The sequence below is a fragment of the Streptomyces sp. SID14478 genome, from assembly GCF_010548525.1.
In the GTDB taxonomy this organism is placed as follows: domain Bacteria; phylum Actinomycetota; class Actinomycetes; order Streptomycetales; family Streptomycetaceae; genus Streptomyces.
The window spans coordinates 1-11,264 of the sequence record NZ_JAAGMG010000779.1; the positions used below are offsets into that span (position 1 = coordinate 1).

The window sequence follows — 11,264 nt, forward strand, 5'->3', positions numbered from 1 at the left end:
AACCAGCCCGCGGAAAGCGCCGACACCTCCCGGGCCGCGGTGCTGCCGCTGCTGCCCGGCGCGGTCGTCGCGCTCGCCGCGGTCGTCCTCGGCGCCGGCTTCTACCGGGCGTTCGCCGGCCACCACGCGCTCTTCCCGTCCGGCGCGGTCGGCTGGTCCCTCGCCGTCCTGACCGGGATCATCGTCGGCCATCTCGTCGCGCTCGGCCGCGACCGCTGGTGGGGCGGCACCGGATCGGGCGCCGCGCTCACGCTCGCCGTGCTGCTCCTGTACGGCTGGGTGCCCGCCGGAATGGTCAGCCTTACCGTCGTCGTGCTCGTCGGCATCGCCCGCCGCCACCGCTGGCGCCAGGGCGTCCTGCACGGCGCGATCGACATCCTCGGGATCGGCGCGGGCGCCCTCGTGCTGGCCGCGTTCGGCCGCGTACCGTCCGTCGAGTCCCCCTGGAAACCGGAGACCTGGGACGTCTACACCGCGCCCGAGGTCCTGCTCGTGGCGGCCGCGTACCTGCTGGTCACCCGTGCTCTGCTCTGGTACGTCCACGCGCCGCGCACCTCCGGCCTGCCGACGATCGCCCGGACGGCGCTGGTGCGCCAGGCCCTCGTGGGGATCGCGCTGCTCGGCATCGCGCCCCTGGTCTGTGTCGTCGCGATCGCCCAGCCGGTGCTGCTGCCGCTGTTCGCGATCCCGCTCGTCGCGCTCGACTCGACGCTGTGGATCGCGCGGGCCCGCGCCGAGGAGCAGCTGCGCGACCCGCTCACCGGACTGCCCAACCGGCAGTGGCTGTTGGAGCGCACCTGGACCGCGCTGGACGACGCCGAGCGGATCGGGGCGCGCAGCGCGCTCGTGCTGATCGACCTCGACCGGTTCCGGTCTGTCAACGACACATTGGGCCATCTCGCCGGTGACCGGCTCCTGTTGCAGATCGCGGACCGGCTCAGAGCCGCGCTGCCGCGCGGGGCGGAGGCCGCGCGGCTCGGGGGCGACGAGTTCGCCGTGCTGCTCCCGGTCGCCGACTCGACGACGTCCGCCTCGCGCGTGGCCCGCAACCTCGTCGCCGCGCTCGGCTCCCCCCTGGACCTGGACGGGCTGACGCTGGTCCTGGAGGCCAGCGCCGGGCTCGCCGTCTTCCCCGACCACGCGCTGGACGCCGAAGGGCTGCTGCGCCGCGCCGACGTCGCGATGTACCAGGCCAAGCGGGACCGTACGGGCGTGGAGGTGTACGAGTCGAAGCGGGACTCAAACACCCCTGACCGGCTGGGCCTGTTGGGCGATCTGCGGCGCGCGCTCGACGCCGGCGACGTGGAGTTGCACTACCAGCCGAAGGTCCAGTTCGACGGGCAGGTGGCGGGACTCGAGGCGCTGGTGCGCTGGGTGCACCCGGAGCGGGGGAAGGTTCCGCCCGACGAGTTCATCGCCATCGCCGAGTCGTCCGGCCTGATGCCGCATCTGACCGAGTACGTCCTGGAGACGGCGCTGGCCCAGGTGGCGCGCTGGCGTGCGCAGGGGCTTCACGTACCGGTCGCGGTGAACGTGTCACCGCGGGACGTGCACACGCCGGGCTTCGCGGGGGCGGTCGCGGCGCGGCTCGCACGGCACGGAGTCCCGGCCGGATCACTGCAGTTGGAGATAACGGAACACGTGCTCCTGGAGGATCCGCAGCGGGCCGCCGACACCCTGGCCGGGCTGACCGGCCACGGCGTGAAGATGTCGCTCGACGACTTCGGCACCGGCTATTCGTCCCTGGTCCACCTGCGTCGCCTCCCGGTGAGCGAGCTGAAGATCGACCGCTCCTTCGTCGCCCGCCTCGCCGTGGACAACGAGGACGCGGAGATCGTGCGCTGCACCGTCGACCTGGCCCATTCGCTCGGGCTGCTGGTCGTCGCCGAGGGCGTCGAGGACGACGAGACCTGGGAGCGGCTGCGCGACCTCGGCTGTGACGCGGTGCAGGGCTGGCTCGTCGCCGCCGCGATGCCGCCGGACGAGACGACGGCCTGGCTGCGGGCCCGCGGCTCCCGCGGCTGGCAGCGCACGCCCGCGGCGCTTCCGGCAGCCAAGGGCGACGACCACCGGCCCCTTCCCTAGCGCCCGGTAGCACCTGGTAGCGCCTGCCCGAGGGGCCCGCGCGCCCCTCACGCTGCCCCGAAGTACGCCACCAGCAACCCCAGCCCGTGTGCCGGGTCCTCCGGGAGAGACGGCCGCCGCCGGTCACGGCGTGCCCGCCGAGGCGGACGGGGACCGCGCCTACCTCACCGTCAAGGGCCTCAGGGACTTCACGCTCGCCCTCCTCGGCCTGGCACTTCTGGCGTTCGCCGGTGCCCGGGTGGGGGCGTGGTTCATGCTCCTCGTGGCACTGATCCCGCCCGGCGACATGCTCATGGCGCTGCGTCACGGAGGCACGAAGGCGCTCGCGTACGGCGTCCGATTCGCCACCGCCGTCGTCGTGCTCATCAGCGTCGGCTTGCCGTTCGCCGTCCGAACCCGCCGAGGCCTGAGGAGTCCGAAGTGTCCTTCGTCGTGCCCGAGTTCGACTCGTCCGTGATCGTCCGCGCCACCGACGCCGAGGTGGTCGGCCGGGCCCCCACCACCGTGCGGCTGCTCGCCGACAGCAGTGCCACCGGCGGCGCCCTGTCCACCCAGCGCGTCACCCTCACCGACGGCGCGAACGGTGCCACCCCGCACCACCACGAGCACAGCGCCGAGATGTTCTACGTGCTCGACGGCGCGGCCGAGTTCCTGGCGGGCGACGAAGTGGTCACCGGCGGAACGGGCGATCTGATCGTGGTGCCGCCGCGGACGGCGCACGCGTTCGCCGCCGCACCCGGCTGCGACGCCGACCTCCTCATCGTGCTCACGCCCGGTGTCGAGCGGTTCGAGTACTTTCGTCACCTTCAGCGCATCGCGCTGGGCGAGCTGAGCCGGGAGTCGCTCCTCGACGTGCAGGAGCGTTACGACAACCACTTCCTGGGCAGTCGGGTCTGGGACGAGAGGCGCTGAGGGAGGGCCCCGAACAAACCGTTTACCAGGCACGGCTCCGGGCCCCATAGGATTGGGCCCAAACCACACACACTCCACCCCAGAGGATCGCTGCATGCCTGGCATCACGCGCGAGGAGGTCGCCCACCTCGCCCGGCTGGCGCGTCTGGAGCTGAAGCCCGAAGAGCTTGACCACTTCGCCGGCCAGCTCGACGACATCATCGGCGCGGTCGCCCGCGTCAGCGAGGTCGCCGACCAAGACGTACCGCCGACCTCCCACCCGCTGCCGCTGACGAACGTCATGCGCGCGGACGAGGTCCGTCCGTCGCTCACCCCCGAGCAGGCGCTCTCCGGCGCCCCGGCCCAGGAGCAGCAGCGTTTCAAGGTGCCGCAGATCCTGGGGGAGGACTAATCGCCATGACGGACATCATCAAGCTCACCGCTGCCGAGATCGCCGGGAAGATCGCCTCCGGCGAGCTCACCGCGGTCGAGGTCACCGAGGCCCACCTGGCCCGGATCGAGGCCGTCGACGAGAAGGTGCACGCCTTCCTGCACGTCGACCGCGACGGCGCCCTGAAGCAGGCCGCCGCCGTGGACGCCAAGCGCGCCGCGGGCGAGAAGCTCGGCCCGCTGGCCGGCGTCCCGCTCGCGCTGAAGGACATCTTCACCACCGAGGGGATCCCGACCACGGTCGGCTCGAAGATCCTCGAAGGCTGGATCCCGCCGTACGACGCGACGCTGGTCAAGAACCTCAAGGCCGCCGACGTCGTCATCCTCGGCAAGACCAACATGGACGAGTTCGCCATGGGGTCCTCGACGGAGAACAGCGCGTACGGGCCGACGGGCAACCCGTGGGACCTGACCCGCATCCCGGGCGGCTCCGGCGGCGGCTCGTCCGCCGCGCTCGCCGCCTACCAGGCCCCGCTCGCCATCGGCACGGACACCGGCGGCTCCATCCGCCAGCCCGCGGCCGTCACCGGCACGGTCGGCGTCAAGCCGACCTACGGCGGCGTCTCCCGCTACGGCATGGTGGCCTTCAGCTCCAGCCTCGACCAGGGCGGGCCCTGTGCCCGCACCGTCCTGGACGCGGCGCTGCTGCACGAGGCCATCGCCGGTCACGACCCGCTCGACTCGACGTCCATCGACGCCCCGGTCCCCGCGGTCGTCGAAGCCGCGCGCAACGGCTCGGTCCAGGGCATGCGCGTCGGCGTCGTCAAGCAGTTCCGCGGCGAGGGCTACCAGGCCGGCGTCGTGCAGCGCTTCGACGAGTCGGTCGAGCTGCTGAAGTCGCTCGGCGCCGAGATCGTCGAGCTGGACTGCCCGACGTTCGACCTGGCGCTGTCCGCGTACTACCTGATCGCGCCGTCCGAGTGCTCCTCGAACCTCGCCCGGTTCGACGCCATGCGCTACGGCCTGCGCGTCGGCGATGACGGCACGCACTCCGCCGAGGACGTCACCGCGCTGACCCGCGAGGCCGGCTTCGGCGACGAGGTCAAGCGCCGCATCATCCTGGGCACGTACGCGCTGAGCTCCGGTTACTACGACGCGTACTACGGCAGTGCCCAGAAGGTCCGCACCCTCATCACCCGCGAGTTCGAGGCCGCCTTCGAGAGCGTGGACGTCATCGTCTCGCCGACGACGCCGACCACCGCCTTCCCGATCGGCGAGCGCGCCGACGACCCGATGGCGATGTACCTCGCGGACCTGTGCACCATCCCGACCAACCTGGCCGGCAACTCGGCCATGTCGCTGCCGTGCGGCCTGGCCCCCGAGGACGGCCTGCCGGTCGGCCTGCAGATCATCGCCCCCGCCATGAAGGACGACCGCCTGTACAAGGTGGGCGCTGCCGTTGAGGCCGCCTTCGTGGAAAAGTGGGGCCACCCGCTGCTTGAGGAGGCTCCGTCGCTGTGAGTGCCATGGCAAAGAAGGCCAAGAACTTCAAGAAGTCCAAGACCGGCGTGTACGTGTCGGCCGCCAGCACCGCTTTCGGCGCGATCAGCGTCGCGAAGCAGGCGCGGATGGCCAGGAACGACAACGACACCCTGCGGCTGATCGACGCCGCCGTGTCCGCCGCCGCCATCGTGACCGGCCTGGCGATCCTCTACCGGGAGCTCAAGCGCCTGGGCGACGACGACGTCCTGCTGGGCTGAGAGGGAAAGTTTCACCGTGACTGCCACGACTGACCTGGTGTCGTACGAGGACGCGCTCGCGTCGTACGACCCCGTCATGGGCCTCGAGGTCCATGTCGAACTCGGCACCAAGACGAAGATGTTCTGCGGCTGCTCCACCGAGCTCAAGCAGGACGCCAACAGCCAGACCTGCCCGACCTGTCTCGGCCTGCCCGGCGCCCTGCCGGTCGTGAACGAGATCGGCGTCGAGTCGGCCATCAAGATCGGCCTCGCGCTGCACTGCGAGATCGCCGAATGGTGCCGTTTCGCCCGGAAGAACTACTTCTATCCGGACATGCCGAAGAACTTCCAGACCTCCCAGTACGACGAGCCCATCGCCTTCGACGGGTACCTCGACGTACAGCTGGAGGACGGCGAGGTCTTCCGCGTGGAGATCGAGCGCGCCCACATGGAGGAGGACACCGGCAAGTCGACGCACGTCGGCGGTGCCACCGGCCGCATCCAGGGCGCCTCGCACTCGCTGCTCGACTACAACCGCGCGGGCATCCCGCTCATCGAGATCGTCACCAAGCCGATCGAGGGCGCGGGCGAGCGGGCCCCCGAGGTCGCGAAGGCGTACGTCGCCGAGCTGCGCGAGGTCATCAAGGCGCTCGACGTCTCCGAGGCCCGGATGGACAAGGGCCAGATGCGCTGCGACGTGAACCTGTCGCTGCGTCCGCACGGGACCGAGAAGTTCGGCACCCGCTCCGAGACGAAGAACGTCAACTCGCTGCGGTCCGTGGAGCGAGCGGCGCGCTTCGAGATCCAGCGCCACGCGGCGGTCCTGAACGCCGGCGGCACCATCGTGCAGGAGACCCGTCACTTCCACGAGGAGGACGGCTCCACCACGTCGGGCCGCATCAAGGACAACGCCGAGGACTACCGGTACTTCCCGGAGCCCGACCTGGTGCCCGTCGCCCCGGCCCGCGACTGGGTCGAGGCGCTGCGTGCCGAACTCCCCGAGCTGCCGCTCGCCCAGCGCAACCGGCTGATCGAGGAGTGGGGCGTCACCGCCCACGACATGCAGTCGATCCGCAACGCCGGTGCCATCGGCCCGATCGTCGCGACGATCAACGCCGGTGCCGACTCCGCCTCCGCCCGCAAGTGGTGGATGGGCGAACTGGCGCGCTCCGCCAACGAGCAGCAGGTCGAGCTGGGCGCCCTGCCCATCACGCCGGAGCAGGTGGCCCGCGTGTCCGAGCTGGTCGCCAAGGGCGACCTCAACGACAAGCTGGCCCGCCAGGTCATCGACGGCGTCCTCAAGGGCGAGGGCACGCCCGACGAGGTCGTCGAGAAGCGCGGCCTGAAGGTCGTCTCCGACGAGGGCGCGCTGAACACCGCCGTGGACGAGGCCATCGCGGGCAACGCCGGGATCGTCGCCAAGATCCAGTCCGGCAAGGTCGCCGCCGCAGGCGCCCTGGTCGGCGCCGTGATGAAGGCGACCCGGGGCCAGGCCGACGCGGCGCGCGTCAAGGAGCTGATCCTGGAGAAGCTGGGCGTCTCCGACGGCTGAGCGGGTTCGGGCGGCGGCGCACCGGATGACCGGTGCGCCGCCGCCCGCTCGTGTCCACGCCGCGGGGCGCCGCCCCGGACCCCGCGGCCTCTCGTACCAAGGCGGGCCCGACCGTGCTTGTCTCCCTTGCCCTTCTCGCCCTCACCCTCGTCTTCGCGGTCCTGCGGCCCCGTAACTGGCCGGAGGCGGTGGCCGCCGTCCCCGCCGCCGTCCTCGCCGTGGGCACCGGCCAGGTCGGCGTCGCGCACGCCTGGGCCGAGACGAAGGAACTGCTCCCCGTCGTCGGCTTCCTCGCCGCGATCCTGCTGCTGGCCCAGCTCTGCGCCGACGAGGGCCTGTTCAAGGCCGCGGGCAACGCCGTCGCGCGGGCCTGCCACGGCAGTCCGCAGCGCATGCTCGGCGGGGTCTTCGCGGTGGCCGCCGCCGTCACCGCCGTACTGAGCCTGGACGCCACCGTCGTCCTGCTCACCCCGGTCGTCTTCGCCACGGCCGCCCGGATCGGCGCCCGCCCGCGCCCGCACGTCTACGCGAGCGCCCACCTCGCCAACTCGGCGTCCCTGCTGCTGCCCGTCTCCAACCTCACGAACCTGCTGGCGTTCACGGCGAGCGGCCTGACGTTCAGCCGGTTCGCCGGGCTGATGGCGCTGCCGTGGCTCGTCGCGATCGGCGTCGAGTACGCGGCGTTCCGCTGGTACTTCGCCGACGACCTCGTGGCCCCCGCGCACGAACCCGACCCCGAGGACGCCACCGGCGTCCCGGTGTTCACGCTCGTCGTGCTGGCACTGACCCTCGCCGGGTTCGTCGTCACGTCGTTCGCGGGGATCGAGCCGCTGTGGGCCGCGTTCGCCGGCGCGGTCGTGCTCGGGGCCCGTTCGCTCGGGCAGCGCCGCAGCACGCCGGGCGCCCTGCTCAAGGCCGCCAACCTCCCCTTCTGCCTGTTCGTCCTCGCCCTGGGCGTCGTGGTCAAGGCCGTCGTCGACAACGGCCTCGGCGACGGGATCGCGCACGTCCTGCCCGACGGATCGTCGCTGCCGGCCCTGCTCGCGATCGCCGGTGTGGCCGCGGTGCTCGCCAACGTCATCAACAACCTGCCCGCGACCCTCGCCCTGCTGCCGGCGGTCGCCCCCGCAGGCCCCGGCCCGGTGCTCGCCGCGCTCATCGGCGTCAACCTCGGCCCGAACCTCACGTACGTGGGCTCGCTGGCGACCCTGCTGTGGCGGCGCATCGTGCACGCCCACGGCACCAAGCCCGAACTGGGGGAGTTCACCCGGCTCGGACTGCTCACCGTGCCGACGACGCTGGTCGCCTCGACGGTGGCGCTGTGGGCCGCACTGGCCCTGCTCGGCTGAGCCGTCGGCCCCTCCTGTGAGTAAACACACGAAAGCGACAAAGGATCACTTCTGCCTGCAAGAGTGACTGGCCATTGCTCAAGTGTTCTTTGCGGGCCGGTTCACGCAGCTCCCGATAAAGATCCATAAAACCCCCAGGGAGCACGTCCGTGGCCGCACTCGCACGGTGGTGTGTCAGGCACCGGCTCGTCGTCGTCCTGTTGTGGCTCCTCGCCCTCGGCGGGACGGGCACGGCGGCCGTGGTCGCCGGGTCCGCGTACTCGAACGACTACGAAGCCCCCGGCACCGAATCCGGGCGTGCGGCCGAACTCCTGGACGCGCACTTCCCCGGCCTCGGCGGGGACAGCGACACCGTCGTCTGGCACATCGACGACTCCACCGTGCGCGCCGCCGACGTCGAGACGACGATGAGCAACGCGCTCGCCCAGATAGGGAAACTGCCCGGTGTCTCCTCCGTCGTCTCCCCGTACGCGGGCCAGGGCGCGCAGGGCAACAGCAGTCAGGTCAGCGCCGACGGACACACCGCGTACGCCACCGTGACCTTCGAGCAGCAGGCCGACGACATCCCCAAGAGCCAGGCACAGGCCGTGGTGGACACGGCGCGCGACGCCGAGACGCACGGGCCCGACGGCCTCGACGTCGAGCTGGGCGGCAGCGCCGTCGCGCTCACCGAGTCGGCTTCGGCGCACCTGTCCGAGATCGTCGGCGTCGTGGTGGCCGCGCTCGTGCTGTTCCTCGCCTTCGGATCGGCGGCCGCGGCCGCACTGCCCATCGCCACCGCCCTGATCGGCGTCGGCACCGCGTACGCGGGCATCGTGCTGCTCGGCCACGCCATGACCGTCGCGGACTTCGCCCCGATGCTCGGCATGCTCGTCGGGCTCGGTGTCGGCATCGACTACGCGCTGTTCATCGTGACCCGGCACCGGCGGGGGCTCAAGCGCGGCCTGCCCGTCGCGGTCGCCGCCGAGCGGGCCGTGGCCACCACCGGACGCGCCGTCGTCTTCGCGGGCGCCACCGTGTGCATCGCCCTGCTCGGCATGCTCATCCTGCGGCTGAGCTTCCTCAACGGCGTGGCGATCGCCGCCTCGGTGACCGTGCTGCTCACCGTCGCCGCCTCCGTGACCCTGCTGCCCGCGCTGCTGTCCCTCATCGGGACGCGGGCCCTGTCGCGGCGCGAGCGGCGCAGGCTCGCCGAGAGCGGGCCGCAGCCGGAGCTGCCGACCGGGCTCGCCGCCCGCTGGGCCGCCTTCGTCGAACGCCACCCCAAGCTGCTCGGCGCGCTCGCCCTCGCGGCCGTCACCGTCCTCGCGCTGCCCACCCTGTCCCTGCACCTGGGCACCTCCGACCAGGGCAACAACGCCAGGTCGAGCACCACGCGGCAGGCCTACGACCTCCTCGCCGCGGGCTTCGGCCCCGGCACGAACGGACCGCTCACCCTGGTCGGCGAGGTGAGCGGCGCCCAGGACCAGCGCGCCCTCGGACAGTTGGCGGCCGCACTGCGCGGGACCGAGGGCGTCGCCGCCGTCTCCCCGGTGACGTACGACAAGGACGACAGCGCCGCCTACCTCACCGTCGTGCCCACCTCCGCGCCGCAGTCCGACCGGACCAGCGCCCTCGTCGACCGGCTGCGCGACGACGTCATCCCGGATGCCGCGCGGGGCAGCTCGCTCGACGTCCAGGTCGGCGGCGTCACCGCCAGCTACGACGACTTCGCCGAGGTCGTCATCGGCAAACTGCCGCTGTTCGTGGGAGTCGTGGTCGGACTCGGCTGCGTGCTCCTGCTCCTCGCGTTCCGCTCCCTGGGCATCCCGCTGAAGGCCGCCGCGATGAACGTCGCCGCCGTCGGCTCCGCCTTCGGAGTCGTCGTCGCGGTCTTCCAGTGGGGCTGGGGCAGCGAACTGTTCGGCCTCGGCAGATCAGGGCCGATCGAACCCTTCCTGCCGGTCATCATGGTGTCGGTGCTGTTCGGCCTGTCCATGGACTACCAGGTGTTCCTCGTCAGCCGGATGTACGAGGAGTGGCTGGAGACCGGCGACAACCGGCGGGCCGTGCGGATCGGACTCGCCGAGACCAGCCGCGTGATCAACTCGGCCGCGGTGATCATGATCTCGGTCTTCCTGGCGTTCGTCCTCAGCGGGGACCGGGTGATCGCGATGTTCGGCATCGCCCTGGCCGTCGCGGTCGCCGTCGACGCCTTCGTCCTGCGTACGCTCCTGGTACCGGCCCTGATGCACCTGCTCGGCGGCGCCAACTGGTGGCTGCCCAGGTGGCTCGACCGATGGCTGCCCCGCCTCAGCATCGAGCCGCCGGAGTGCCGGGCCGCGGCCCGGGGTGCGAGGATCCCCGAGCAGCGTGCCGCGGCGGGCGACGCGCTGGACCACGTCATGACGAAGGAGCCCGATGTACGCGATACCGCTGGGTGACGGCAGCGCCGAGCTGCGCCCCCTGGAGCCCTGGCACGCGGAGGAGTTCCTCCAGCACCTCGATCGCGGCCGGGAGTTCATCGGGCAGTTCATCCCCTTCGGATCCCAGGCCACCGATGTGACGTCCGCCCGGGAGACCCTCCAGCGGTACGCCGACCTGCGCGCCGCGGGCACCGCCGCCTACCACGGCATCTGGCTGGACGGGACGCTCGTCGGCGGCGTCCTCACCCTGAACTTCGACGCGCAGGCCGGCAACTGCGAGGTCGGCTGCTGGCTGGAGCCCGCCGCGGCCGGACGCGGCCTCGTCACGATGGCGATGCGGCACCTGATCGACTGGGCCGTCGAGGAGCGCGGCATCCACCGCGTGGAGTGGGTCGCCGCCTCCGGCAACGTACCGAGTCTGAACGTCGCCAAGCGGCTCGGATTCACCCGGGACGGCGTGCACCGCGAGGCCCACCTGTGGCAGGGAGTCCGCCACGACGTGGAGGTCTGGTCCCTGCTGGCGCCCGAGTGGCGCCGCACGCGTGACGCGCACAGGGAACGTTAAGAGACCTCTCAGACTCCGTCCGTACGGTGCGCAACATGACTACGAAGACTGATGCGCAGCCCGACGCCGCCAAGCGGGAGGAGAACGAGGAGGCCGTCGAGGCGACCGAGCCGACGCACGCCGCCTCCGGCACGGCCGAACAGCCCGTCGGCACCGAGACCGAGGCCACCGCGGCCGACGACAGCGCGGAAGAGGACGCCGCGTACGAGGAGCTCGTCGCCCAGGAGGAGGCCGCCGCGGCCGCGGCACGGCCGGCCGGGGTCGGCCAGGGCGCGGGCGCCGTCGTGT

General features: G+C 71.9%; 9 protein-coding genes and 2 pseudogenes. All 11 read left to right on the top strand.

All coding sequences use genetic code 11. The annotated features are described in order from the left end of the window. Nucleotides 1-2,085, top strand: a 2,085-nt coding sequence (locus tag G3I40_RS25565) for a bifunctional diguanylate cyclase/phosphodiesterase (RefSeq protein ID WP_164304468.1), incomplete at its 5' end; no start/stop codon positions are given. A 112-nt stretch (nucleotides 2,086-2,197) separates the two neighbouring features. Further along, nucleotides 2,198-2,476: pseudogene (locus G3I40_RS25570) on the top strand (DUF4267 domain-containing protein); the annotation flags it as partial. 29 nt (nucleotides 2,477-2,505) lie between these two features. Then, the gene (locus tag G3I40_RS25575; RefSeq protein ID WP_164304469.1) at nucleotides 2,506-2,997 is read left to right on the top strand and encodes a cupin domain-containing protein; all 492 of its coding nucleotides are present in this window, start codon (nucleotides 2,506-2,508) and stop codon (nucleotides 2,995-2,997) included. A 94-nt stretch (nucleotides 2,998-3,091) separates the two neighbouring features. Beyond that, nucleotides 3,092-3,388 carry an Asp-tRNA(Asn)/Glu-tRNA(Gln) amidotransferase subunit GatC gene (gatC, locus tag G3I40_RS25580; protein WP_018531282.1) on the top strand — a complete coding sequence of 99 codons (297 nt, stop codon included), beginning with the start codon at nucleotides 3,092-3,094 and terminating at the stop codon, nucleotides 3,386-3,388. 5 nt (nucleotides 3,389-3,393) lie between these two features. Then, nucleotides 3,394-4,887, top strand: coding sequence for an Asp-tRNA(Asn)/Glu-tRNA(Gln) amidotransferase subunit GatA (gene gatA / locus G3I40_RS25585; protein WP_164304470.1), 1,494 nt, complete (start codon nucleotides 3,394-3,396; stop codon nucleotides 4,885-4,887). A gap of 5 nt (nucleotides 4,888-4,892) precedes the next feature. Next, complete coding sequence (locus G3I40_RS25590) at nucleotides 4,893-5,126, top strand: hypothetical protein (protein ID WP_164304476.1); 234 nt, start codon at nucleotides 4,893-4,895, stop codon at nucleotides 5,124-5,126. Between the two features lie 16 nt (nucleotides 5,127-5,142). Next, the gene (gatB, locus tag G3I40_RS25595) at nucleotides 5,143-6,657 is read left to right on the top strand and encodes an Asp-tRNA(Asn)/Glu-tRNA(Gln) amidotransferase subunit GatB (protein WP_164304471.1); all 1,515 of its coding nucleotides are present in this window, start codon (nucleotides 5,143-5,145) and stop codon (nucleotides 6,655-6,657) included. A 113-nt stretch (nucleotides 6,658-6,770) separates the two neighbouring features. Then, on the top strand, nucleotides 6,771-8,006 hold the full coding sequence (locus G3I40_RS25600; protein WP_164304472.1) for an SLC13 family permease: 1,236 nt from the start codon (nucleotides 6,771-6,773) through the stop codon (nucleotides 8,004-8,006). Nucleotides 8,007-8,155: 149 nt separating this feature from the next. Then, nucleotides 8,156-10,429, top strand: coding sequence for an MMPL family transporter (locus G3I40_RS25605; RefSeq protein WP_164304473.1), 2,274 nt, complete (start codon nucleotides 8,156-8,158; stop codon nucleotides 10,427-10,429). After that, nucleotides 10,407-10,976 (top strand): GNAT family protein, encoded by a 570-nt coding sequence (locus G3I40_RS25610; protein ID WP_164304474.1) that lies wholly within the window; start codon nucleotides 10,407-10,409, stop codon nucleotides 10,974-10,976. Before G3I40_RS25605 ends, G3I40_RS25610 begins: the two co-directional genes overlap by 23 nt. A gap of 35 nt (nucleotides 10,977-11,011) precedes the next feature. Next, nucleotides 11,012-11,264: pseudogene (locus G3I40_RS25615) on the top strand (hypothetical protein); the annotation flags it as partial.

Coding starts and splice junctions, on each gene's coding strand:
- gatC (WP_018531282.1), top strand. CDS start 3,092: ATGCCTGGCATCACGCGCGAGGAGGTCGCCCACCTCGCCCGGCTGGCG.
- gatA (WP_164304470.1), top strand. CDS start 3,394: ATGACGGACATCATCAAGCTCACCGCTGCCGAGATCGCCGGGAAGATC.
- G3I40_RS25590 (WP_164304476.1), top strand. CDS start 4,893: ATGGCAAAGAAGGCCAAGAACTTCAAGAAGTCCAAGACCGGCGTGTAC.
- G3I40_RS25610 (WP_164304474.1), top strand. CDS start 10,407: ATGTACGCGATACCGCTGGGTGACGGCAGCGCCGAGCTGCGCCCCCTG.